This window comes from Gardnerella sp. KA00390 (assembly GCF_049244075.1).
Lineage (GTDB): Bacteria > Actinomycetota > Actinomycetes > Actinomycetales > Bifidobacteriaceae > Bifidobacterium > Bifidobacterium vaginale.
In genome coordinates this window covers 343,525-369,484 of the sequence record NZ_CP058372.1, presented here as the reverse complement: position 1 = coordinate 369,484, position 25,960 = coordinate 343,525, and the positions used below count along the sequence as shown (strand labels likewise).

The 25,960-nt window shown below is 41.2% G+C and carries 21 protein-coding genes; 7 read left to right on the top strand and 14 right to left on the bottom strand.

Going from position 1 to position 25,960, the window contains the following annotated elements; genetic code table 11:
- Positions 1-283: 283 nt before the first annotated feature.
- The 3 genes from HXT53_RS01400 to trxA all read right to left on the bottom strand — a co-directional run bounded on the left by HXT53_RS01400 (position 284) and on the right by trxA (position 3,668).
- Positions 284-1,942, bottom strand: a complete 1,659-nt coding sequence (locus HXT53_RS01400; protein ID WP_004112184.1) for an MDR family MFS transporter — start codon at positions 1,940-1,942, stop codon at positions 284-286.
- 201 nt (positions 1,943-2,143) lie between these two features.
- Positions 2,144-3,148 carry a G5 domain-containing protein gene (locus HXT53_RS01395; protein ID WP_101886350.1) on the bottom strand — a complete coding sequence of 335 codons (1,005 nt, stop codon included), beginning with the start codon at positions 3,146-3,148 and terminating at the stop codon, positions 2,144-2,146.
- Between the two features lie 133 nt (positions 3,149-3,281).
- Positions 3,282-3,668: a thioredoxin gene (trxA, locus tag HXT53_RS01390; RefSeq protein ID WP_065189514.1), complete on the bottom strand. Its 387-nt coding sequence runs from the start codon at positions 3,666-3,668 to the stop codon at positions 3,282-3,284.
- Between the two features lie 78 nt (positions 3,669-3,746).
- On the opposite strand from trxA, the gene serS reads away from it, so the two are divergent.
- On the top strand, positions 3,747-5,033 hold the full coding sequence (serS, locus tag HXT53_RS01385; protein ID WP_004115791.1) for a serine--tRNA ligase: 1,287 nt from the start codon (positions 3,747-3,749) through the stop codon (positions 5,031-5,033).
- Between the two features lie 215 nt (positions 5,034-5,248).
- On the opposite strand, the gene glf is transcribed toward serS, so the two are convergent.
- The 6 genes from glf to HXT53_RS01355 all read right to left on the bottom strand — a co-directional run bounded on the left by glf (position 5,249) and on the right by HXT53_RS01355 (position 12,919).
- Positions 5,249-6,463 (bottom strand): UDP-galactopyranose mutase, encoded by a 1,215-nt coding sequence (gene glf / locus HXT53_RS01380; RefSeq protein WP_004112169.1) that lies wholly within the window; start codon positions 6,461-6,463, stop codon positions 5,249-5,251.
- A 56-nt stretch (positions 6,464-6,519) separates the two neighbouring features.
- Positions 6,520-7,647, bottom strand: a complete 1,128-nt coding sequence (locus HXT53_RS01375; RefSeq protein WP_421780456.1) for a glycosyltransferase family 2 protein — start codon at positions 7,645-7,647, stop codon at positions 6,520-6,522.
- 10 nt (positions 7,648-7,657) lie between these two features.
- The gene (locus HXT53_RS01370) at positions 7,658-8,539 is read right to left on the bottom strand and encodes a glycosyltransferase (protein ID WP_004116962.1); all 882 of its coding nucleotides are present in this window, start codon (positions 8,537-8,539) and stop codon (positions 7,658-7,660) included.
- A 1-nt stretch (position 8,540) separates the two neighbouring features.
- The gene (locus tag HXT53_RS01365) at positions 8,541-9,638 is read right to left on the bottom strand and encodes an acyltransferase family protein (RefSeq protein ID WP_004575007.1); all 1,098 of its coding nucleotides are present in this window, start codon (positions 9,636-9,638) and stop codon (positions 8,541-8,543) included.
- The gene (locus HXT53_RS01360; protein ID WP_004115812.1) at positions 9,631-11,544 is read right to left on the bottom strand and encodes a rhamnan synthesis F family protein; all 1,914 of its coding nucleotides are present in this window, start codon (positions 11,542-11,544) and stop codon (positions 9,631-9,633) included. The genes HXT53_RS01365 and HXT53_RS01360 overlap by 8 nt, the downstream gene beginning before the upstream one ends.
- A gap of 88 nt (positions 11,545-11,632) precedes the next feature.
- The gene (locus tag HXT53_RS01355) at positions 11,633-12,919 is read right to left on the bottom strand and encodes a glycosyltransferase family 2 protein (RefSeq protein ID WP_020759986.1); all 1,287 of its coding nucleotides are present in this window, start codon (positions 12,917-12,919) and stop codon (positions 11,633-11,635) included.
- Between the two features lie 163 nt (positions 12,920-13,082).
- On the opposite strand from HXT53_RS01355, the gene HXT53_RS01350 reads away from it, so the two are divergent.
- Positions 13,083-14,777 carry a glucosyltransferase domain-containing protein gene (locus HXT53_RS01350; protein WP_075038488.1) on the top strand — a complete coding sequence of 565 codons (1,695 nt, stop codon included), beginning with the start codon at positions 13,083-13,085 and terminating at the stop codon, positions 14,775-14,777.
- A gap of 39 nt (positions 14,778-14,816) precedes the next feature.
- Here the strand turns inward: HXT53_RS01350 and HXT53_RS01345 are convergent, their stop codons facing one another.
- Both HXT53_RS01345 and HXT53_RS01340 read right to left on the bottom strand, forming a co-directional pair.
- Complete coding sequence (locus tag HXT53_RS01345; protein ID WP_004112145.1) at positions 14,817-15,788, bottom strand: glycosyltransferase family 2 protein; 972 nt, start codon at positions 15,786-15,788, stop codon at positions 14,817-14,819.
- Between the two features lie 65 nt (positions 15,789-15,853).
- On the bottom strand, positions 15,854-16,696 hold the full coding sequence (locus HXT53_RS01340; RefSeq protein WP_004112142.1) for an NAD-dependent epimerase/dehydratase family protein: 843 nt from the start codon (positions 16,694-16,696) through the stop codon (positions 15,854-15,856).
- A gap of 303 nt (positions 16,697-16,999) precedes the next feature.
- Here HXT53_RS01340 and HXT53_RS01335 point away from each other — a divergent pair, with 303 nt between their 5' ends.
- From HXT53_RS01335 to rfbA, 5 genes are all read left to right on the top strand, one after another.
- Complete coding sequence (locus HXT53_RS01335) at positions 17,000-17,863, top strand: ABC transporter permease (RefSeq protein WP_004112141.1); 864 nt, start codon at positions 17,000-17,002, stop codon at positions 17,861-17,863.
- A 152-nt stretch (positions 17,864-18,015) separates the two neighbouring features.
- On the top strand, positions 18,016-18,687 hold the full coding sequence (locus HXT53_RS01330) for an ABC transporter ATP-binding protein (protein WP_373271522.1): 672 nt from the start codon (positions 18,016-18,018) through the stop codon (positions 18,685-18,687).
- A gap of 57 nt (positions 18,688-18,744) precedes the next feature.
- Positions 18,745-19,779, top strand: a complete 1,035-nt coding sequence (rfbB, locus tag HXT53_RS01325) for a dTDP-glucose 4,6-dehydratase (protein WP_103013073.1) — start codon at positions 18,745-18,747, stop codon at positions 19,777-19,779.
- A 98-nt stretch (positions 19,780-19,877) separates the two neighbouring features.
- On the top strand, positions 19,878-21,320 hold the full coding sequence (locus HXT53_RS01320; RefSeq protein WP_421780452.1) for a sugar nucleotide-binding protein: 1,443 nt from the start codon (positions 19,878-19,880) through the stop codon (positions 21,318-21,320).
- A gap of 14 nt (positions 21,321-21,334) precedes the next feature.
- Positions 21,335-22,234, top strand: coding sequence for a glucose-1-phosphate thymidylyltransferase RfbA (gene rfbA / locus HXT53_RS01315; protein ID WP_004112125.1), 900 nt, complete (start codon positions 21,335-21,337; stop codon positions 22,232-22,234).
- Positions 22,235-22,291: 57 nt separating this feature from the next.
- Here rfbA and HXT53_RS01310 read toward each other — a convergent pair whose 3' ends face one another.
- From HXT53_RS01310 to HXT53_RS01300, 3 genes are all read right to left on the bottom strand, one after another.
- The gene (locus tag HXT53_RS01310; protein ID WP_004137929.1) at positions 22,292-22,984 is read right to left on the bottom strand and encodes a non-canonical purine NTP pyrophosphatase; all 693 of its coding nucleotides are present in this window, start codon (positions 22,982-22,984) and stop codon (positions 22,292-22,294) included.
- 54 nt (positions 22,985-23,038) lie between these two features.
- On the bottom strand, positions 23,039-23,803 hold the full coding sequence (gene rph / locus HXT53_RS01305; RefSeq protein ID WP_004112121.1) for a ribonuclease PH: 765 nt from the start codon (positions 23,801-23,803) through the stop codon (positions 23,039-23,041).
- 86 nt (positions 23,804-23,889) lie between these two features.
- Positions 23,890-25,923, bottom strand: a complete 2,034-nt coding sequence (locus HXT53_RS01300) for an ABC-F family ATP-binding cassette domain-containing protein (protein WP_410313937.1) — start codon at positions 25,921-25,923, stop codon at positions 23,890-23,892.
- Positions 25,924-25,960 lie beyond the last annotated feature (37 nt).

The window sequence follows — 25,960 nt, the reverse complement described above, 5'->3', positions numbered from 1 at the left end:
CAATTGTTCAAGCACGTAAGAGGGCTGGGTGATTCTTGGTCGAACAGTATAAGAGCGGCAGCCGATACCAAATAATCCAAATGATCAACCACTACAAACAAACTTCAACCAAAAAACAAAATCAAAGACAAAACGGAACAACCGCAACAACAACCAACACACAAAAGGCAGAGCGTTGTGAGACAAGAATTAGCCAGCCCTCCTACAACAACAAACAAGGAAGATGCACAATACCAAACAAGAAAGCGCGCAACAGCAAACAAGTCAAAGAGCGTGCAATATATCAGTACTGATGATGCGTGTGATCGTGCATAACGTCTTTATGCTCCGACGCATGAGGAATATGCAAAACGCGCATACGATCAATCGCCTTACGCGCAAGCTGATGAGCAGAACCAGCCCCATCACCTTTAACCCCAAAAATCACAATTAAAGCCATAACAGCCGTAATAATCGCACTAATTCTCAAAGTCCATTGAACACCAAAAATGCTGGCTGCCAAATTATCTGCAGAACCAACTCCAGTAAGCATATGATGCCACTGAGTAAAAGTAGCCATAGTAACAACAAGTACTGGAGCACCAATAGCACCCCAAAGCTGTCTCATTGTATTAGTGACTGCAGAACCATCGCCCAACTCACTAGGTTGCAAGCAATTTAAAGACCATGTTGTAACAGGCATAAGCAAAAATCCCATGCCGATTTGTCGCGTAAACTGCCAGATTGAAATCCACCAAATCCATGTGTCTTTATCGATAAGGCTCATCATAACTGTGCCAAAAAGCAAAATAAGAGAGCCTGCCATTGCTACAGGTCGCACACCAAAACGATCGAGCATACGCCCACCAAAATATTGCGAAATTGCCATTCCAAACGCGCCAGGCAACAATACCAGACCACTCATAGTAGCTGAAAAACCACGATCTGATTGAATATACAGCGGAATAACCACCATAATTGAGCTAAACGCAAAGAATGTTAAACATGCGCAAGCGGTGCCAATCGTAAAATAGCGATTCTTCAACACGCTTATTCCAAGCAACGGCTGCTTTCCTTTAACTCGCGCACGCAATTGTCTAATCACAAACCACGTTATTCCACATGCTCCAACAACCATAGGTGACCACGAAAGCGGATTTGAAATGCCATAAGACTCAATGTTTGTGAAACCAAACATAACTCCACCAAAGCCAACAATTGAAAGTCCAACGGAGAAAAAATCCGCCTTAGCAGAGCGATCATGTTCACCGAAATTATGTAAGAAAAGTATGGAAAGAATAATAGAAATTACGCCGATAATTGTAAGAGATAAGAATATAGAACGCCAACCATTAAAATCAGTTTGCATACCACCAACTGTTGGTCCAATTGCTGGAGCAATGCTCATTGCCATACCAACGCTACCCATAGCCATTCCTCTACGAGTAACTGGGTATACAGAAAACACAGTAATCTGTAGAACAGGCCACATAACTCCAGTGCCAATAGCCTCTAGAGTTCGCCCAGCTAACGCCATAATAAAATCATTACTCAGCCACGCCATAACTGAGCCTAGAGTAAAAAGAATCATGGAAGTAATAACAATTTGACGAGTAGAAAATCGTCTAGTCAAAAATGCTGTTAGCGGCACCATAATAGCCATAATCAGCTGAAAAATAGACGTAAGCCACTGTCCCGTAGTAACACTTATGTTAAACTCACGCACAATAGTAGGTAATGCAGCAGTGAGCTGCAATTGCGCAAAATTGCCAATAAAAGTTATAAAAGTTAGAATCGCCAGAGAAACCAAGGCTGCACGCGTGAGACGATTGTTTTTATACGCTTCTTCACCAACAAGAGCATGACTAAGTTTAGACAAGTTCACGAAAGACTTGCAGCTAGCATGCTCACTAGCAAATTCATCACCCTTATTAAACCATGATTTTCTAGGCAATATTGTCACTTAAATTTCCTTCCATATTCACACAACACGCATAAAATAATCAGCGATTATCGTAAAACCAAGAAACATACTTGACTCTACGATAATCGCCTTAAAACAAATCTATAAGTACACACTATGAGTCTGTGCGTCTATAAATCTATAATCCTCACAAACTTACAATTGCCGCAAAATTAATAATAGTAGCAAGTATAATACAAATCAGTAGCTTCTATGAGACAACCAATGCCTGTAGGCACCCTGAATGGAACCGTAACGACCATTGCAATAATTCCAGAACCAACGAAGCTGAGTCTGATAATTAGTCGCCCAGTCAGCACCCATAGAAGACATCTTTCTTCCAGGAAGAGCCTGAGGCAAACCGTATGCTCCAGAAGGATTCATAGCATTTACGCGCCAACCTGATTCATGTGAAATAATAAACACTGTAGCAGTAAAATCAGCTTCACTGTAACCGTTAGAAAGAAGCCAAGAATGCGCCCACTCCTGCATTTCACCAGCAGGAACTGTAGTACCAATAGAAGATGCAAAATCTGAATCTACGCTAGCTCCACCTGTGCCAACAAGAATGACCTTATCTTTTGGAGCCTGCTTAACAAACGATACAAAAACGTTAGACGAAACAACTTTATCACCTGCGCGAGTAACAATCTTACTTGTTTCCATCACGCCAAGAGCACCCTGATCCTTAACCTTTTCCGTGCCCTTTGGAAGAGCTGCAGTTTCCTTCTTAACCGTGTTAAAAGCAATCGGTTCATCAGAAGTTTCAAGCTTTGCGCCTGCACGCTTAATGTTGATAACTGTCGATTCAGTTACCTTGGAATCAAGTGCAGGCTCTACAACATCATTAGGCCCAAGAGTAATATCTCCAGCTTCTAGAACAGACTTAACGTTTGTAAAATCCGTGCCAAGAACAGTACGATGACTCCCATTGATATTCACAGTTATGTAAGAAGTAGCGCCTTTTTTAACACTTTTAAGCGAATTACGATACATACCACGCGAAACCTGATTAGAGGAATCTGTAGCAGAATAAGCAGTTATGTAAGGCTTCGCAGAATGATTCTTTGATGCCGAATAAAAGTTCCTAGACGCAATACCAAGAGTTACTACAGACACAAAACCAACAAAAATCGCTACAATTCTTGCCCACTGACGAACACTCAATGAGGTAAGTGTAACAGTTTTCCTTCGGTGACTTGTCATAACTCTCCTTGGTAGAAGTTAATGCACAAAGCGTAAATCTAAAAATAAATAATCCTCATACAGCTTTTTGCACAAAGTATATATAATTGTAGACTCATGCAAAGAGAATGGCTTAAAATCAAGGTTCTTACTACTATTCCCCATCATTTTCAGATTCACTTGATTCGCTTACAGAATTACCTTCATCATCTTTACTAGGATTGTAAGCCTTAGCTTGATTGACTAAATCTCCTAAATCGGCTGGCAACAAAGCACCAGCCTGACGATAAATAACATCTCCACGTTTGATAACCATAACCGTTGGAACCGCTTTAATCGCCGCAGCACTTGCCAAATCAGGAGACTGGTCTATGTCTACCTTAACGAATGGAACATCGTCAAACTTTTCGCTAACTTGTTCAAAAATAGGACCAAAAGCTCGGCATGGTCCGCACCAAGTTGCCCAAAAATCAACAACAACTATTTCATTAGTACCAGCAATTTTCTCAAAATTATCTTGCGTAGCATGAATAACCGCCATTTTTACCCCTTTTAGTGCAATCACTTATTCATGCCATTATATATGTATCTGTCGCCTTGCGGCACTAGGCTAGAAAACATGCTTGATATCCAATTTATTCGTGAACATGCCGACGTAGTTAAGGAATCGCAGCGCAAGCGTGGCGAGTCCGTTGAGCTCGTCGATGAGGTGCTTCGTGCAGACGACTTGCGCCGCAACAGTTTAAAGGCTTTTGAAGCAGCCAGAGCAGAGCAGAAAGCAATAGGAAAAAAGGTTGCAGCTGCTCAAGATAGCGAGAAAGTCACACTTATTGCTCAGACTAAAGAACTTGCTCAAAAGGTTGCAGAATACAAGGCTGAATCTGAGCAGGCTACTGCCGACTACACTACAGCAATGTGGAAGCTTTCTAACATCGTTGAAGATGAAGCGCCAGAAGGCGGAGAAGACGACTATGTTGTAGTTAAGAAAGTTGGCACACCTCGCGACTTTACTGCAGAAGGCTTTGAACCAAAGGATCATTTGACTCTTGGAACTGGCGTTGCTGGAATTGATATGCGCAGAGGCGTAAAGGTTGCAGGCTCTCGCTTCTACTTCTTGCGCGGTGCTGTGGCTAGATTGCAAATCGCAATGCTTACTATGGCTGTAGACCAAGCCGAAGAGCACGGTTTTACGCTTGCAATTACGCCAACGCTTGTGCGTCCAGAAGTAATGCGCGGAACTGGCTTCTTGAATTCTCACGCGGACGAGATTTATCGCCTTCGTGAGCCAGATGATCAGTATTTGGTTGGCACATCCGAGGTTGCGCTCGCTGGTATGCACGAGGATGAGATTCTTGACTTAAGCAATGGTGCTTTGCGTTATTGCGGTTGGTCGAGCTGCTACCGTCGTGAAGCTGGTGCTGCTGGAAAGGATACTTCTGGTATCATTCGCGTGCATCAGTTCGATAAGGTAGAAATGTTCGTTTATTGCAAGCAGGAAGATTCTCACGCTGAGCATCAGAAGTTACTTGGTATGGAGCAGGAAATGCTTGCTAAGGTGGAAGTGCCTTACCGCATTATTGATACTGCTGCTGGTGACCTTGGTTCTTCTGCTGCTCGTAAGTTTGATTGCGAAGCTTGGGTTCCAACTCAGGGTCGTTACCGTGAGCTTACTTCTACTTCTAACTGCACTGAGTATCAGGCTCGCCGCTTGAATGTTCGCGAACGCATGGAAGATGGCGGAACTCGCCCAGTTAGCACGCTTAATGGCACTTTGGCTACTACTCGCTGGCTTGTGGCTATTTTGGAAAATCATCAGCATGAAGATGGTTCGATTGATATTCCAAAGGCTATGCAGGCTTATATGGGTGGCAAAGAAGTTATTGAGCCTACTAAGTGGGAAGCGTGACTTTACTATAGTTTGAGTCTAAATTTTGTATCTTGACACGCGAGATCATTTAGTTTAGTATCAAATAATCTTCTCCTTTTGGGTTATATGTCAAAAAGTGTATAAAACTGTTCTGATGTATGTTCTTGAAATAGAATTTAGTCAGTTTAGTTTCATACACTTTTTGATGTATAGCTCTTTATTTTTATTTATTTTTATTAATTTATATTTTGCATTTAGTGAGCAATAAGTGGCGCTACTTGCGATTCGTAAGCACGCAAAGCCATATCAATCACGTTGTGCATATCGTAATAGCTGTAAGTGCCCAAACGTCCACCGAAAACAGTGTTAGACTGCGCCTCAGCAAGCTCTGCATAGCGCGCATACAATGCCTTATCTTCCTCAGTATTCACTGGATAGTAAGGCTCGTCGTCGCGAGTTGCAGCGCGAGAATACTCCTGCCACACAACAGTTTCCCCAGCTTTAACGCTTTTGCCTGGCACAAAATCAGCATCGCAGCTAGCTTCCCCGCCAACCTCCTCGCGCTCTGGATTAAAGTTCTTAAACTCAATTGCGCGCGTAAACGGAACATCTGCATCCGAATAGTTCATAACTGGGCAGCCAAAGTGGTCGCTCTCCTGGTAACGCACTTCCTTAAAGTCCACAGTGCGCCACTTCAACTCGCCGAGCGCATAGTCAAAATACCTATCAACCGGACCGGTATAAACAACCGGCACTCCAGCCTCCGCCAACGCGTGCTTATTAAACGGCTGCGATTCGTCGAAAAAGTCCACGCCAAGCGAAACGTGAATACGCGGATCGTCAATCATGCGCTGCATCCAAGCTGTGTAGCCGTCCGTTGGCAATCCTTCCCAAGTGTCTTTAAAGTAGCGATTATTGTAGTTAAATCGCACAGGCAAGCGCTTGATAATTCCAGCAGGCAGCTTAGAAGGATCCGTTTGCCACTGCTTTGCCGTGTAATTCTTAATAAACGCTTCATAAAGCGGGCGCCCGATTAAACTAATGCCTTTATCGTTCAAATTCTGCGGATCTTTGCCAGCAAACTCCCCCGCTTGGCTTGCAATCAAAGCCTTAGCTTCTTCTGGCGTATAATGCGCGTGGAAGAATTGGTTAATTGTACCTAAGTTGATTGGCAACGAATACACTTCGCCGTCGTGAGTTGCGTAAACGCGATGCACGTAGTTAGTAAACGTTGTAAAGCGGTTCACGTAATCCCACACGTGCTTGTTGCTGGTGTGAAAAAGATGTGCGCCATACTTGTGAATTTCAATTCCCGTTCGCTCGTCAAAATACGAGTAAGCATTTCCGCCAATGTGATTACGCACGTCAATAATTTCAACGCTTGCGCCAGCGCGTTCTGCAGCCTGCTGAGCTACAGTTAAGCCAAACAATCCTGCTCCAACAACTACTAAATCTGGGTATTCGCTCATTTTCCCACTCATTTCTTGCTTTCTGATTTGCACTTACTCTTCGATTTTTAATTGCATTACTTCATATTTTTGATTTTGTAATCGTAGATTATTTTTTCAAGATTCCTAACACACGCCATAGTAAAACATTGCGCGCGCTGTAAAATCGTAAGCTTTTTAACAGCTGATTTAGCAAATTCTACGTCTTTAGCATAATTTTTTTCGTATATTTTTTGGATTTCTGCGTCGCTATTTTTTCCGCCATTAAGCGTATTTTCTCCGCTTTTCAGCGCGCATCGCTCATACCTTAAGTTTCCAACCATTGTGTAGTAGCTTCTTGCTGGCACAACATTGTGCTTTAAGCACAAATCCCAATTTGCTCGAACTGCATCTATATGATCGTGGTAAAAGCCCGCGTCTCGCATTTTATGCGTTACGGAATCCTCGCGTTGCAGCCAGTAATACAGCACTTCATCCACATGTGCCACGCAATTCATGCGCGAGTACAGCACGCTTGCCATCGCCGTGTCTTGCGCAAACTTTCCTTCGGGGAATCGCACTCCCTGCCAGATTTCTCGCTTGTAAAGCCTGCACCAATTCGCTTCGTTAAAGTAGCGCGCTTCGCTGTTTTTGCCCAGCTTATTTCCGATTATTCTAAATATTTTGCAAAATACAGTTTGATACGCTTTTAGAGGATTTTTTACGATTTTTATTTGAGTCGCGTTCTCTAAACGCGCGGTTACTTGCGATTTTTCCGTACCCAATCCGCGCGCACCCAAACCAGCTTCTTTTTTAATCTGCTCTAAGCTACTTAGCCCAAATTGACGCCATTTTGCTTTGCTCATACTAGCTCCGCTTTGCAAAATAGCGTTTAGTAAAATCTCAATATTTTTGCAATCTAGAATATCGTCATTGTCTGCAAACGCTATAAATTCCCCACTCACTGCATCAAGCCCTGCGTTCTGCGCACGCGATATTCCGCCGTTTTGTTGGTGTATTACTTTAACTCTCGAATCTTTTGATGCATACGAATCGCAAATTTTACCCGAGTCGTCTTTTGATCCATCGTCTACCAAAATCAGCTCTATGTTTTTGTACGTTTGCGCAAGAATCGAGTTCACGCATCCGCTCAAATATTTTGCAGAATTGTAGACTGGCACGATTATAGAAACTAGCGGATTTTCGTTTTTAGCGTAATTTTCCATTGCTATCCTTTCAAACCGCGTTCTGTTCTGCTTTGCGCATTTGACGAATCTTTTGCTGCCCATCCTTAAATCCGCGTATCATCGCGCGAATTTTCGCAAATTTATTCTTTTCCCACAGCGCAACGAAAATCATATCTCGCACAACTGCACGCAACGACTTAGCATACGAGTATGTTCCCATTTTGTAATCCACTACTTGCATATTTCGCGCTATATAGTACTTGCGATTTGCGTTGTGATTCCACACGATTGGGTGTTTTATAATCAAGTTTATTGAGCGCGCTTTGCCGATTTGGTGTTCCATTATAACGTTTTGGCACTCTACGATTTGCCAGCCATCGCGCGCAAGTCGCCTTGAAAAGTCGAAGTCTACTCCGTCAATTTCCAACCATTCGTCAAATCCGCCGATTTTCTGCCACGCTTCTACGCTTGTTAAGCTTCCAGACGTTATGCATTCGTCTTCGTGGCATTTGCTGTGTAAAATCGTGCCGTCTAAACGGTTTTTTAGCAAAGAGCATACAATTGCGATTTTGGAATTTTTTGAATTTTTTTGATTTACAAGACTTCCCTGATTTTCCAGGATTTTCTTGTATTCGCTAATCATGTTGCTTGGCACAACAGAATCGTCGTTAAGCGTTAGAACCCAGTTGAAACCTTGCGATTTTGCCCATTCAAACACTTGCGTTAATGCTTTTGCAAAACCAATATTTTGACTGTTTTTAACTAAAGTCACGTTTGCGTATTTGCTTACAACTTCTTGCAAACTTTTAACATTTTTAGACGCATTGTCTACGATTATTACGCGCTCTACTTGATTGCATAGCGCTTCTAAACACGTGCTTACGTCTGTTAAAGTTGGATTATAGGTGATTATTCCAGAACAAATACGCATGTTAGTCCAAACTGCGATTCTTGCTGCCGATTTTCACCCAACATTTGCTCACAAAACCAACAATCAAGTTTGTAAAACGCTTGAGTATTACAGAAAGCACAAGAATCACCGCAAACTCTGCGATTAGCAATCCGTATGCTTGCCAGCGATTAAGCCACACTGGATATATTACTGTAAACACTTGCATTATTAACACATGGTGTACCAAAAAAATCGGGTACGAATATGCGGATATAAATTTTGTACACGCGCTTAATGGCTTAAAACTTTTAACAAGTTCACCAATATAAGAAAGCAGCAAAAATGCTAATATTCCTACAATCGTAACGGCAATATTTCCTTGTAAAACATGCGTTAATTGTTGCAATGCAAGAATCACAAAAGATACTGCAGCAAGCCAACAAGGCACTTTTTTAATAAACTTTACAAAAATCATGCCAAATACTAATTCTGGCAATCTTGTTGTTAAAAGAATATCAGACGGTACTCGCGGAATCTGGTAAAAAGTAAAGAACACAACTGTTGCAGCGTATAGAGCCAACACAACGCACACAGTTGTTATTGGCATTTTATTTACGCCAACTCTTAAAAGTGGAAACACTATGTAAAACAGTATTATGAACCCTAAGAACCATTCGCCTAGAACATAAAAAGTACCTACGCCGAATGCAGAAGCATAACCATCCATTCCAAAAAGCGAAAAAATTGCTGTTATTTTATGCCTTGGTACAAAAATATATCCATTATTGCGAATAAACAATAAAATATTCGCCACTATGAATGCTACCCAAAACATTGGGTATAGTGTTTTTGCGCGCTTTGTGTAGAATGTGCGCAAATCCAGGCTTTCTCTATCGCCATAGTTGTACATAAGAGCAGCGCCAGAAATAATCAAAAATAGCGATACTCCTAATCCACCAATGTAGATTCCAAACGGTCTATTTACGAAGAACCGCATTGGCTCCAAATATGGATTGTTAAAATGAGTTACAACAATCAAAATCGCAGCTATTGCGCGAATCCAATCCAAGTAGAAAAGTCGCGGTTTTTTTGCGCGCGTAAGTTTTGTCGCAGCTGTATTTACGCTTATATCACTCATCTTCTTTACCTTTACGACCAATGTGCACAATTCTTTGACCTATGTACAGTGTTTTATAGAAAACTCGCTTTGCAATACTCTTTAATACTCTTAAAGCAGCGTAACGGAATCGCTTTCCGCGCATTACTTCTCTACAAGTTTCTTCCAAATTGCGTTTAATCCATGGCGTGCTCACAGATTTTGATAGTTCTCGAACATCGAATTCTAGGTTAGTCATTTCTATTCGCGCAAAGTGATCCGAGAATATGTATGCGTCATAATATCCGTTGGATTGCGGCACATACCCGTATGCTCGCTCTATAAAGTGCAACAACGTTCCGTCTATTTTTAGCGGTTCTGCTGGAAAATCTTCGTAAGTCCACTTTCTATCCAATAGCCCACGCATAGCTTTTGTACGGAACCAAAACATTGTGCCAAGCGGAGCTATAGCGTCTTTGTTTTCGTCTAGCGGAACGCTAATTCCTAACGTTTTTTCTAGGAATTTCTTTGTGCCTTCAAAGTTTGGACCCCAAGTGTATGTAAATCCTGGGAAGTAGTCTGCATGATTTGGCGGCGTTGGCATTGCCATTCCAAGTCGCGGATGCGTTTCAAACAGATTTATAACGTTTTGCACATACTCTTTACTTGCAAGAATATTTTCAAAACACTTGTAAGCAAATCCGTCGCCTATGCTTCGAGGCGATAATTGCGTGACTTTTTTATCGTGAGCAAAGCATACGTAATCGTACTTCATAAGATCTGCGCCGCCGCCCACTAAGAATGCGCTCACGTCTCTACCGCGATTTTCAATTAACCGCACGTCTACGTCATATGGAAGATGTTCCACACGCTGTTTCACAATTTGCTGGTTTTCTTTCGATCCTACAGTTAAAATAACGTCACATCCTTGCGGCATAGACTGAATATAGTGCAAACTTTTATCTAGCAAATCCATGTAATACAAGTGCATACACAACGCGACTTTTGGCTTAGCCGTAGATTCTGATGTAGCTGTTGACGAGTTTTCTACAACATGATTTTGCGGCAAAATGTATCGCAAATGAAGATTCTTCATCAAATCTGCCATATTCATGCTTCGCAAAGCATTTTCCCAAATCAAATCCGTGTTGTAATCTGTGTGGTCTTTCAAATACTCGTATAAGTCTAATGCTTGGTTTCCAACAGATTGCGTAGAAACGTCGGAGTAATCGTGGAAGAAAGACCTGCGCTTAAAAATCGGGCATCGCTTGTATTCCACAATCTGCCTTGCAGCATACGTTATTGGGCCATAAGAATAGCCTTCTAAATCACTCGTATCAACGTATACAGACCACTTGTATCCCTTATCTGCAAATCGCTTTGTAAATACTGATTCATGCAATCCAACAGACTCAAAGTAGCTGTTGATTGGTGGAAGATTGTTCCAATAATCCTGAAAATCTTTGGATTGAACAAAGCTTTTCCTGTATGCGTGAAAATGCGATTGAATATGCTCTGGCAAATATCCGTACGGACTGTATCCAAACGGATCTCCATTAACTTTATGGAACTTTGTTATGCCCCAAAAATCAAGGTCTTTTGCGTTCATAGCGTTAAACATTTCGCTAAACGGATAAACTGGACCCATAATCGTAGCGTTAAATAGCACTACTTCGTCAAACTTTTCCAACTCTGCCCAACCGTAAGAGTCCATTGCAGTTTTGTACGCCCACACGTCAAAACCCTTGTTCTCGCGCAAAATAAACTTGTTCGCGTAACCTTTAAGCATCGCTTTGCTTGACTCGTCGATTTTGCCATTAACTACAATCGCAAGCTCGTTAAAGAATGGTTTGAATCCGTCAAGCAGCGTAGACACATAATGGTCTGCGTGACCTTGCGCATCGTAGAAGAAGAAAATGCCCAAGCGCTTTGGATTTTCCAAAATCATGTTATCTCCTGATTTACCCTTAATTATCCTTGATTATTCTATTGTGTAATTTTGTATTTTGTTTAATCTCAAATTTATTTTTTAGACTTTATTTATCATTCTTTGATTTAGTTAAGTTTTTAACCATATTTTTTATCTTTTTTGCAAAACGCTTATACACTGGCATTGCATCGTAACGTTTTTGCGCTTCAATTTGCAAATGTTTCTGTTCTTCTTCATATTTTTGCTGATGAACCTGCATAATATGCAAAGACATTAAGTCTACTTGCTTATCGTAAGTTGTGTTTTGCGGATCTTTAAAACTATCTGGTTTAATATTTCTATAAACGTTAAGAAGAACATCACACACTGAACCGTGTTTTATTATGCAATCGCCTTCTACAACTTGATTCATAAGGTCTACAAGCTCTTCGAGCACAATCAAGCACGCGCGCTCTAATCCCCATGCTTCAATAACAGCGTTTATGGCTTCTTGAAAATCCTCGACTTTTAGTCTTGTAAAGAACTCATCTTTTACTATTTTTAATCCACGATTATCAAACCAGCGTGAGGCTTCTTCAATGGTTTGCTTGCGACTTTTCATCGAAGGCTCTTTAGCAAAATCATTAGCAAAATCGTAAACAGCGCTTACAACATCTTTAACACTTCGTTGTTCTACAGTAAATTTTTCAACGCTTATCTTAGATCTTCCAGAAATTCCTCTGCCAATATGGTATTTAAGCGCGCGAAACGCTGTTAAGTCTTTTAAAGTTTGAGCAAAGGCTGCAATAGCGAAATATTCGTAAGCATCTTCTGCTTTAGAAAGTCGTGTTGAAACTGTTTTTTTAAACGCATCTCGAACTAAGTCACCTTTAAAAAGCGCTGTTATAACATTCCAAGGTGTCCAATGCGGAAAATCACTAGAAAACGTTGATTTAATAATATTATCGCCAGTTTGATCACCATTATTTTGCGCATACATTTGATCGTAGCTGTATGCAAAATCTTCATCTGATTTGCCTTCTGGGTGAATAGAAACACCAAAATGCAATATATCTGCAGGATTATTAGTAACGTATGAGTAGAGAACTTCGCAAGCTTTAAGATCAATCTCATCATCTGCGTCAACAAAAAGAACGTAATCACCGCTAGTCGACTGAACACCAGTTTTACGCGCAACATGTCTACCGCAATTATGATCTTTAGCAATAATTTTTACTCTAGAATCCCTAAGCTCATAATCGCGCAAAATTTGCAAAGTATTATCCGTACTAGCATCGTCAACAACAATAATCTCAATGTTTTTAAAAGTTTGATTAACAAGTGAATCCATGCACTGCTTAATATACGGCTCCTTGTTGTATGCAGGAACCACCACGGAAATTGCAGGATTCATAAATCGTCTCCATTGCACACTAATCGGTAAAATAGCACAAATCATATCTATTGTACTACTAGACACAATCAGTTTTTAGATTGTTGTCACGCATTAAAATCTTATAGTATATTTTTTAGTAACGAGTAGCACATGCATGTCAAACACATAGAAGGGTTGTAGTATGAATCAAGCAGACTCTAGTTGTATTAAAGAATTAAACACTAATCAACTACAAGATTCAGCTACACTTGCAAAATGCGGCAAAAAAAGCAACTCAACTAGCACAACTAGAGCAATTATAGAAAAAACGTATTCCTTTAAAGACTTCATTGATTTTTGCAAATCTAATGTTGCAGAACTTGCAATAAGCGCGATTTTTTTGATTATTGCATACGGTCAAAAAGCTTTTTCTAACACTTTTTCTATAGACACAGAAGAAATAATCTCTAGATCTAAGGCTCTTTACAATTCTTGGATTCGCCTAGAACGCTTTGGATTGCTAGCTTTTAAGTACGTTACAGGAAGATACTGGTATAACAATTCATTAGCTGGAATCTTAATGATTCTTGCGCTTTTTGCTTCTGCAACAACATGGGCATACTTGTTTAGCAAAGCGCACAATTTGGGCGCAAAATTCCACCCAGCTTTATTTATGATTCCGTTTATAAGCGCTCCTATTCTTGCAGAAATGCTTGGATTCTTGCTTATGGGAGATGACGTAGCTTGTGCGCTAATGTTTGTTAGCATATCGCTTATGTGTGCGCATAACGCGTACCAAAATCGTAAAGAACTTAAGACTCTTTTAGCATACGCATTAATGGCACTTATTTTTGCAATTTTTGGTTTTACTCTCTACTTAGCAATGACTACTGTTTTTGTTGCCGGAACAGTCATGATTGCACTAATAATTAAGGGCGACTATGCGTGCAAATTTAAGAACATAGTAAGCTACATTTTTACGTATATTTGCGTGTTTATAGCAAGCTATGCATGCTATGTGATTTTGAATAAAATTGTTATCGCTACCAACCACACCTTCACAGATCCGTACATTAAAAAACAAATGCGTTGGGGTAAAGACCCTATAGCAAAAATCATTCATACTATATTTTTGCATGCAAAAAACATGTATCTAGGAAGAACAATATTCCATAGCGTATTTATAACAATTGCATTAATCGCTTTAGTGTTATTAACTATTGTTCAAGTGATTCGTAAAGAGCTTAACGCTTTTACTATTATTTTTGCTATTGCTATAGTTGCAAGCCCTATGATGATGAGCGTAATACTCGGCACAGCAGGCACGGCTAGAACGGAACTAACATACCCGCTTGCTGGCGCTTTTTCATGCATGTATTTGTTGCATTACATTATGCAATTTAGCAAAAAGACTTTAACAACGATTATTGCATGCATTCTTCTTGCAATTATTGGATTAAGTCAGTCGTTTACAGTAAATCGCTTGTATTACACGGAATACATGACTTATAACCAAGACTATTACATTGCTCAAGATGTTGCTAGAAGAATAGAAGTACTACAAGCAAATCATAAAAATCCTCTTAAAGTAATATTCGTTGGCAATCACATAGCAGACTACAATCCTAGTGAATTTAAGTCAAATCAGCTTGAACTTATTGGACGATCAATGTTTGAGATTGGATTCTCAACTCTTCACGGCACATGGGTAAAAACTGGTTTCATACGCTCAACTACTGGATTTAAAATGAAAAATCCTGTATTAGAATCCGTTTATATAAACGCAGAAAAGGCCGCACAAAATCTGCCTTCTTGGCCTTCGGATAAATGCACTACTGTTTTAGATAACAAGTATATAGTCGTAAAATTCTCTGAACCAATGCAAAATAAGCACTAAATAGTAGTTAAGAATTTAGATACCTAAATATATAAATATCTAAATAGTAGTTTCAATCTCGTAACGTGGGCGATGCTTAGATTCCATGTAAATCTTTCCAATATATTCGCCCACAATGCCGATTGAAAGCATAATCAATCCACCAATAAACCACATTGAGAACATAACAGAGCCCCAGCCAGCAACTGCTTTTCCTTGCACAACAGAAGCTATTACATAAACAAATACGCATAGTGAAACTAAAATAGACGCGAATCCTGCAAATGTTACAAAACTCAAAGGCTTAGTAGAAAAAGATGTAATGCCATCTATAGCAAACGAAATCATCTTTTTAAGCGGATACTTAGACACACCAGCTTTGCGCTTACCACGCACATACTCAACTTTTGTTGACTTAAAGCCAATAGATGGCACTATACCACGCAAGAAAAGATTAACTTCTTTATATTCCAAAAGAGCCTTCAACGCATTCTTGCCCATAAGTCTATAATCGGCATGATTCGGAACTGTTTCTGCGCCCATCCATCTGAAAACACTGTAAAAAGCTAATGCAGTGTTGCGCTTAAACCACGTGTCTGTTTCTCTAGACGAGCGAACGCCATACACAACCTCGTAGCCTTCCACATATTTTGCAATAAATTGATCAACAACATCAACATCGTCTTGCAAATCGGCGTCCATGGAAATTGCAGCATCGCAACCCGATTTATATGCTGTAGTTAAGCCAGCAAGCAAAGCATTTTGATGACCACGATTATGCGCAAGCTTTACACCGCCAAAAAGCGAAGGATTCGACTGGTGCAAATCGCAAATAATATTCCAAGTCGAATCTCTAGAACCATCATCCACAAAAAGAATACGGCTATAATCCGAAATAATCTTATTTTCAATAAGAAAAGTAACTTTGCTTAAAATAATACTAGAAGTCTGCGAAAGAACAGGCTCCTCGTTGTAGCAAGGAAGAACAAAATATATGCATGGGCACTTGCTGTTTTGCAATGTTTCACGCAATGTTAATCCTTTCTAAAAACCATAATTTAGCATTAAAAATCCAGAAAAGTTACGATTTGCAATAACTATTTTAGAAAATCACTCATAATCTTTTGGATTTTGCTATTATCTCCCCAAACTGCTGGAGAATCGTAAGGCCTATCTGGGAATGCGCCATACTCAAGCGAAATATCAAGATTATTCTCGCGAATGTAACGTTCAACGCGGTCTGCAAGCGAAACAGGCTCCCCCGTGCAGCAATTAATTACGCCATTTACTTTATCTTGTAAAACGGTTGCAGCAATTTGCTTAGCTAACACGTCTACATTAATAAAGTCGTATTTGTTTTTGCCAGTAGTAAACGGAAAAGTCTTCTTTCCTTCTTGAGCAGCTTGAAGAAGCTTAGAGAAAATAGAGTTTCCACGAGCGTCGTCGCCAACAATGTAGTATGCGCGAATCCATTGAACAGTTGCATCATACTCTTTACCCAAAAGCAAAGTAGCTTCACGCAAAGCATTCTTAGAAATGCCATACATTGAAGCTGGCTTGCAAGGCGTGTTCTCGTCAATAGCGCCCTCCCAGTAGCCAACTTCGTGCATAGAACCCATAACAGCAATCTGCTTTAAGCCACCTTGAAGCATAATACGAATAAAGCGGTAATGGTTCGATAAATCTTCCATATGCGTGTCTGCAGCATGCTTAAAACCGTTGCGCCAAGCCATGTGCAAGCAAACGTCTGGAGACCCAAGCTTTGCAAACAAATCAGCATCATCGCTAAAAATATTCGCTTCAATACGCGTTGCGCGCTCATCAACACCATCTAAACGCAAGTCGGAAGCAATTACGCTAGCACCTGCATCTAAAAGAGCTTTAACAACGTGACGACCAATATACCCACCAGCACCAGTAACAAGAATTCGCTTACTCATAATTTTTCAGTTTAGCAGCGTATAAAAACTTTCAAACATGCCAAAATAAATAGAACAAAATAATCACAACATAATCACATTAAAATCACAAAATAATCACAAAATAATCACATTAACAACTAATCTAAAAGCTAAAATTATTACATATAATGATGAACATAATATCTCGCATAATACTGCTCACAATACTGCGCATAATTTAACCAAATATTTAGCCAAATATTGAATCAAATCAATCCCCAAATGTAAACTTAACAAAGTTATATGTGCATACACACTGCAAATTTTGCAAGAAAGGCAGCGATGACAACAAAGTCTGACGCCATCTATCACCCTGGTAGAAGCAAAGGTTTGATAGACATTCCAAGGTACCTTTATTTGCTTGACTTACTTGTAAAAAAAGAAGTACGAATAAGATATCGCGGTTCGTGGCTCGGTATGGCTTGGACGTACGTAAAGCCAATAACGCAATTTGTAGTGTTCTACGTTGCAATGGGAATTTTCTTAGGACTTGGCCGCGGAGGCGGAATTCAAGCCTACCCACTGTACCTTTTTAGTGGAATTATAGTAACAAACTTTTTTGTAGAAGCATTCTCTAATTGCACAAGATCAATACTTTCTAATGCTGGCTTAATACAAAAAATCTATCTTCCTAGAGAACTATTCCCACTTGCATCGCTACGAGTTGCTTTTGTGCACTTTTTCCCACAAGTAATCGTGCTTATAATCGGAGCTTTATGCATGGGGTGGATTCCAGATTTTGCAGGCGTAATAGTGGCAATAATCGGATTTATTAGCGTGTGTACGTTTGCGTTTGGTCTTGGATTATTCTTTGGAGCAATAAACGTTTTTTACAGAGATGCAGAAAATATTACAGACTTAGTAGCAATGGTTGCCGTATGGCTTGCGCCGTGCTTCTACACATGGCAAATGGTTGCAGCCCACGCACCACGATGGGTTTTAGAGATGTATTATGCAAATCCTATTGCAATAAGCGTTGAAGCATTCCACCGCGGATTCTGGCTAAATGCCACAGATCGCACTTTCCAATTTGCAGGAGCTTGGTCTTTAAGACTTTGCGAAAGCCTTGTAGTCGCATTTGCTGTACTACTTATTGGCGAAGTTACATTTAGACATCTTGAAGGCAAGTTTGCTCAAGAAATTTAAGCTTACTAAGATTTTGTGGATTTTACTTTTAAGAGCAGCAGGAGTTATATATGAATAAGCCTTATAACACACTTCCAGAAGACGTTGTGTTAAGCGTTTCCAACGTTACTAAACGATTCTCGCTGCGAGCAAATCATTCGATTAAAGAGTCGATTGTAAACTTGCTAACACCGCCGTCTAAAAAGCACGAGACACAAAACTTTACAGCTTTAAGCAATGTTAGTTTTACTATTAAACGCGGCGAAACTGTTGGACTAATAGGCATGAATGGATCTGGAAAATCTACTATGCTTAAAATGCTTTCTGGAGTTATGCAACCAGACGAAGGCGAAGTTTGTGCGCGCGGAAGAATCGCAGGACTAATCGAAGTTGGAGCAGGATTTGCTGCCGACTTAACTGGTCGCGAAAACGTGTATCTTAACGGCGCAATTCTTGGAATGACAAAAGAAGAAATAGACGATAAATACCAATCAATAGTAGACTTTAGCGAAATAGAGCCTTTTATGGATACAGAAGTTAAGTTCTACTCTTCTGGAATGTTCTTACGATTGGCGTTTTCTGTAGCAGCGCACAGCGATCCAGACATATTCTTAATCGACGAAATTCTTGCAGTTGGAGATGAAGCTTTCCAACACAAGTGCATTACTAGGCTTAAAGAGCAGCAAAAACGAGGGCAAACAATGGTAATTGTTTCGCACAGCGAAGATCAAATTAAGCAACTTTGTTCTCGCTGCATAGTGCTGTCTCATTCACACATGATTTACGACGGTCAAGCCGAGCCAGCATTTAACGCAATGCGAGAAAGCTTAAACAATAAAGCATAAACAACAATCTTAAACAATAATCAAAACTAAAAAGCAAAAGGCATATAAGAGGATATTATGGAAAACATGAGTAACACAACAAACTTTGAGCCAAAAAACATAATTGTAACTGGCGGATGCGGCTTTATTGGGTCTAATTTTGTGCACTACGTAGTGAACAATCACCCAGAAACGCACGTAACAGTATTAGACGCGTTAACGTACGCCGGAAATATTGAAAACATTGCAGGATTGCCAGAAGATAGAGTTGACTTTGTTCACGGCAATATTTGCGATGCAGAGCTTTTAGATAAGCTCGTTCCAGGGCACGACGCAATTGTGCACTACGCTGCAGAATCACACAACGACAACAGCATTGCAAACCCAGAACCATTCCTTAAAACCAATGTTGAAGGAACTTTTAGACTACTCGAAGCAGTTAGAAAATACGGGATTCGATACCACCACATCTCTACCGATGAAGTGTACGGAGATTTGGCATTAGACGACCCAGCTAAATTTACAGAAGAGACGCCATACCACCCATCCAGCCCATACAGCTCCACAAAAGCAGCAAGCGATATGTTGGTACGCGCATGGACTCGCACATACGGTTTACACACAACAATCAGCAATTGCTCAAACAACTATGGACCATATCAGCATGTTGAAAAGTTTATTCCGCGCCAAATCACAAATATTTTAGAAGGCATTAAGCCAAAGTTGTATGGTCAAGGCTTAAACGTTCGAGATTGGATTCACACAGAAGACCACAGCAGTGCTGTTTGGACAATCCTCACAAAGGGAGAGCTTGGAAACACCTACTTGATTGGCGCAAATGGCGAGAAAAACAATATAACAGTTTTGCGCATGATTCTTGAAATGATGGGCAAAGATGCAGACGACTTTGAACTTGTAAAAGATCGCCCAGGCCACGACCGCCGCTACGCGATTGACAGCACAAAGCTACAAACACAGCTTGGATGGAAACCAAAGCACACAGACTTTACAACAGGCTTAGAGCAAACAATCAAATGGTACACGGAAAATCGAGCATGGTGGGAAGGCTCTAAAAGCGCAACCGAAGCAAAGTACAAAGCTCAAGGGCAGTGAATCGCCTAAAAGTCAAGTCTGCTTGTATACAAATTGTATGCAAATCTAGCCAAAAATAGTCATAAATCTAATCAAAAATAAAGAATTTGTAGGATGCTATGGAATTTGAAAAAGAACTAAGCGTTACAAAAACCAATATTCCAGGTTTAATCGTATTTGATCTTCCAGTACACGGAGATAACCGCGGATGGTTCAAAGAAAACTGGCAGCGCGCAAAAATGACGGCTCTAGGTCTCCCCGACTTTGGACCCGTACAAAACAACATTTCGTTCAACGAAAAACGCGGAGTAACCAGAGGCATCCACGCAGAGCCATGGGATAAATACATAAGCATTGCTACTGGCGAAGTATTTGGCGCATGGGTGGATTTAAGACCAGGTAAAAGCTTCGGTCAAGTGTACACAACCACACTAAACCCTAGCAAAGCAATCTACGTTCCTAGAGGCGTAGGAAACAGCTTCCAAGCTTTGCAAGATGGCACAGCATACACTTATTTAGTAAACGCACATTGGTCACTAGAGCAAAAGAAAACATACACTTTTGTAAACCTTGCAGACCCAGATCTACACATTAATTGGCCAATACCTTTAGAAGAATCCGAGCGCAGCGAAGCTGACTTACACCATCCAATGCTAAAAGATGCAAAGCCAATGGCACCAAAGCGCACTCTTGTAACTGGATGCAACGGTCAACTTGGTCGCGCAATACAAAATTATGCTCAAGAGCATGATTTAGAAGGATTTGAGTACGTAGACTTAGATAGCTTCGATATAGCAAATAAAGACGATTACAGCCGCTACGACTGGGATTTGTACGGAACGATTATTAACACAGCAGCATACACGTCTGTAGATGGCGCACAAACGCCACAAGGGCGAAGAGCCGCGTGGAATAGCAACGTTAAAGGAGTAGCAAATCTTGCAAAAATAGCGCAAGAACACCACATTACTCTTGTGCATATTTCAAGCGATTATGTTTTTGACGGTACTCAAGAAAATCACAAAGAAAACGAAGATTTTGCGCCACTAGGCGTGTACGGCGAAACAAAAGCTGCAGCAGATTCTCTAGTAGCCAACGTTCCACAGCATTATATTATTCGCTCAAGCTGGATTGTCGGAGAAGGACGAAACTTTGTAACGCGCATGATTGACTTTGCAAACCGTTTAAAAAATGGCGAATCTGTTAGTGTTCAAGCGCCAATAGATCAAACTGGCAGACTCACTTTTGCAAGCGACTTAGTAAAAGGCATGTTCCATCTTCTAAACACTCAAGCACAATACGGAACATACAATCTTACAGGTTCAGGAAAAATCGCGTCTTGGCACGATATTGCTCAAAAAGTGTTTACACAACTTAATGTAGACACAAGCAAAATCGAAGCAAATCGCGTAGACGATTACACGCGCATATCTAATGGCTCTCCTAGACCACACAAGTGCGCACTTGACTTACAAAAAATCGAATCCGCTGGATTTACGCCATGCGATTGGGAAGATTTGCTTGAATCTTACGTAAATAGAATTGAACAAAACAACAAGTAAAGGATGTTTCAAAGATGAAAGGCATTATTCTTGCTGGCGGTTCTGGCACACGCCTATACCCACTTACTACAGTAACGTCTAAGCAGCTTTTGCCAGTTTACGATAAGCCAATGGTGTATTACCCTCTTAGCGTGCTTATGATGGCTGGAATCCGAGATATTCTTGTGATTTCTACTCCTCAAGACTTGCCGAATTTTGAAAGGCTACTTGGAAGCGGAGAACAATTTGGAATCAACTTATCTTACAAAGTTCAGCCATCGCCAGACGGTCTTGCTCAAGCATTTATACTCGGAGAAGAGTTTATAAATGGCGATTCTTGCGCGCTCGTGCTTGGAGACAATATATTCTACGGAAATGGCCTGGGAGCTATTTTAAAGCACGCTGCACGCGTAGAACACGGTGCTACAGTATTCGGCTACTACGTAGACGACCCAGAAAGATACGGCGTTGTGGAATTTGATGAAAATCACAAAGCCGTTAGCATAGTAGAAAAACCAGAACACCCAGCATCGAACTATGCTGTTACAGGATTATACTTCTACGATTCCAGAGTTACAGAGTTTGCAAAACAAGTTAAGCCAAGCGCACGCGGCGAGCTTGAGATTACGGACCTTAACAAAATGTACTTAGAAAATGGCTCACTAAACGTTATGACTCTTGGTCGCGGATACGCGTGGCTAGACACTGGCACAATGGACTCGCTTTACGAAGCTGGCGAATTTGTGCGCACAATAGAGCGAGCGCAGGGACTGCCAATCGCAGTGCTTGAGGAGATTGCGTACGAGAATCAATGGATTAGTCGCGAGCGTTTGCTTGAGTCTGCAGAAAAATATGGTAAAAGCAATTATGGCAAGCATTTAAAGCAGGTTGCTGAAAATCGCATTATCATATCTAAAGATTTGTTCACAGATTAAAAATCGCAAATCCAATTTTACAAATCAGATAGTTTACTTCTGGTTTGCTTAGTTTATTTACTTAGTTTGCCCAAGGAACATAGCTTTTAACTCTGGCAAAAGCGCTCGTAACGCACTGCCCCTGTGTGAAATGGCGTTCTTCTCTTCTTGACTAAGCTGAGCACTTGTCAAATCCTGCATTTGAATGCCATTTCTAACAGGCTGATTATCTGGTACAAAAAGCGGATCGTAACCAAAACCATTCTCTCCGCGTGGAACTCTAATCAGTCTACCAACCATTTCTCCAACGCGAACAGTTTCAAAACCATTTGTTTTCCACATACTGTTTTCAAGTTCTGTTTCACCACAACCCTTAGGAATAGCTAAAGCTGCAGCACAGCGGAATCGTGCTGTTCTACACTGATCTGGAATGTCTTCAAGCTGTTTAAGCAAAAGCTCATTATTCGCCTTATCATCTCCATGAACACCGCTCCAACGCGCAGACAATATTCCTGGAGCAGCTCCGAGAACATCTACAATCAAACCTGAATCATCTGCTATTGCAGGCAAACCAGTTCTTAAAGAAACATCTCTAGCTTTGATTAACGCATTTTGCTCAAAAGTCACGCCTGTTTCTACTGGATCTGGAAGCCCCAAAGAGCCAGCAGTAACAAGCTCAATATGCTCCGACATTTCCGCAAACTCTTCGTTAAGAATCCGCTTAATTTCAACGAGTTTACCCTCATTATGCGTTGCCACAACAAGTTTCACGCTCGCCACTCCTTAGTAATTTATCGAATAAACAGATATAGATATAAACTTTATTTAATTTTGACTTAAAGCAGCGCGCTGAGCAGCCTGAAGCTCACGATTACCTTTAGCTGCCAAATCAAGCAAAACATTAAGCTCATCGCGATTAAACGGGCGATGTTCCGCAGTGCCTTGAATCTCAATAAAATTGCCAGAACCAGTCATAGCAACATTCATATCTGTCATTGCTTGACTATCTTCTACATACGGCAAATCAAGCATTGGAGTGCCATTAATCACGCCTACAGAAACAGCAGAAACAGAGTCTTTAAGAACGTTTTTAGCACTACGAATATGCTTGTGCTTTTCTGCCCAATTTAGCGCATCTACAAGAGCAACATATGCGCCCGTAATCGAAGCTGTACGCGTGCCGCCATCTGCTTGAAGAACATCGCAATCAATTTGAATCAAACACTCGCCCATTGCCTTCATGTCTATAACACCTCTAAGGCAGCGACCAATAAGGCGACTAATCTCGTGCGTGCGGCCGCCGATTTTGCCCTTAACAGACTCGCGATCAGTGCGCTCGGCAGTGGCTCTTGGAAGCATTGAGTATTCGGCTGTAACCCAACCTAAACCAGTGTCTCGTCTCCAACGCGGAACTCCAATAGTAAAAGTGGCAGTGCACATAACGCGCGTGTTACCACACTCGATTAAAACGGAGCCTTCTGGCACGTTTGTAAAATTGCGCGTGATTTTTACTGGTCGCAACTCGTCTACATCTCTGCCATCAAAGCGAATAGGTTTTACAGATTCCAACATATCCTTAATTTGAGCCATAATTCAACAATCTAGCACGCGGCATTAACTAGCATGCAGCATTAATCTTGAGCAAAATCGCAATGCAAAAACTGTAGACTTTTGCATCAAATTTGCTCACTAAGCGCAAGCCACTCTTCTTCTAACGCGCTCGACTCACTTTGATTCGCCTGTAACTTCTCGTTAAGCTCTTGCAAGCCAACAAAATCGCTAGGATTATGGCTAGCCATTTTTTGCTCAATCTCGCTTTTTTCTTCCTCAAGCTTTTCTAGTTTTCGCTCTATTGCTGAAACTCTTCTAGTAGCATCGTAGTAAGCTTTTCCGCTTAATTTTGCTTCATATTTTTGATTGGATTTTTCCGCAGAATCCGCATCTGACGAATCGCCAGCAACCGCCCTAGAACTCGCCTCAAAATCTGCCTTAGATTCTTGCATATTTGCGCGTGCGTTTTCTTCCATAATCTTTAAATACTCGTCAACTCCGCCTGGAAGATGGCGAATCTTGCCGTCAATCAATGCAAATTGCTGATCAGTCACTCGCTCAAGCAAGTATCTGTCGTGAGATACAACAATCAAAGTGCCTGGCCATGTGTCTAGTAAATCTTCCATAACTGCAAGCATGTCGGTGTCTAGATCGTTTCCAGGCTCGTCCATTATCAACACATTTGGCTCGTTTAGAAGAATCAAAAGCAATTGCATGCGGCGTTTCTGGCCGCCTGAAAGATCTGCAATTGGTGTCATAAGCTGCTCTGGCTTAAAACCAAGCCTCTCCATAAGTTGACCAGGAGTTACTTCTTTGCCGTCGATTATGTAACTTGGCTTATATCTACTCAAAACCTCTTTGACTTTATATTTTCCAAGCTTTTCCAGCTCTTCTAATCGTTGAGAAAGCACAGCAAATTTTACAGTTTTACCAATGTTTACGTGCCCTTTAGTTGGACGCAAAGAGCCGTCGATTATGCTTAAAAGTGTTGATTTTCCAGCGCCATTAGCTCCTACTATGCCGAATCGGTCTCCAGGTCCTATTAGCCACGTTTGATTGTCTAAAATCATGCGGCCGCTAATCGTTTTTTGTAATGCTGCACACGTTTCTTTTAATGACGATTCTTCTTGCGATAGTTGCGATTCTTGCGACTGTGCGGCTGCTTGCGATTCGTCTACAGAAATCGTAACGCTACCATCATGTGTAGGCTGGGAAAATGGCGATTTTACAATATCTGCATCGGCTCCAGCAGGATTTGACGAATCTTCAAAAATTTGCGTAACGTCAATCAAATCAACAACTTGCTTGCCGAGTCGAGAAGTTGCCATTCTCTTCAACTCAAGAGTATCTCGCATTGGCGGAACGTCTGCTATAAGCTCGCGAGCCTGCTTAACGTGGAATTTTTGCTTTGTAGAACGAGCGCGAGCACCCCTAGAAAGCCACGCAAGCTCTTTACGAGCCAAATTCCGCCTGCGCTCCTCGCGAACATCCGCCTGACGTTCGCGCTCAACACGCTGCATCATGTACGCACTGTATCCGCCTTCAAACGGGTCGATTGCTCCATCGTGAACTTCCCACATAGAAGAGCAAACTTCGTCTAAAAACCACCTGTCGTGCGTAACGAGCAAAAGCGCGCCCTGCCCGTCTTGCCACCTGTGCAAAAGATGCTCTGCGAGCCAATGAATTGTAAGCACATCAAGATGATTCGTAGGCTCATCCAAAGCCAAAATATCCCAATCATGCAACAGCAACCTAGCCAAATCCGCACGCCTACGCTGACCTCCAGAAAGCGTACCAACTTTAGCTTCAAGATTGATTCCGCCAAGAAGAGCCTCAACAATTTCGCGAGACTTTGAATCAGCAGCCCACTCATAATCCTGGCGATTCTCCAATGCAGCTTGGCGAACTGTAACATTATCGTCCAGTGGATCTCGCTGGCTTAAAATGCCAAATGTCAATCCGCTTCTACGCGTAACTCTGCCAGAATCTGGGTCCATACTACCCTCAAGAAGCTTAAGAAGCGTGGATTTTCCGTCTCCGTTTTTTCCAACAATTCCTATACGGTCTCCCTCAAAAACGCCTTGAGTCACATTTCTAAAAATAGTTTTTGTTGCAAATTCAAGCGATACGCGTTCTAGTCCCAAATCATAAGTAGGCATAACTCACAAATATAGCTGTGCTACTATACTACGCGCG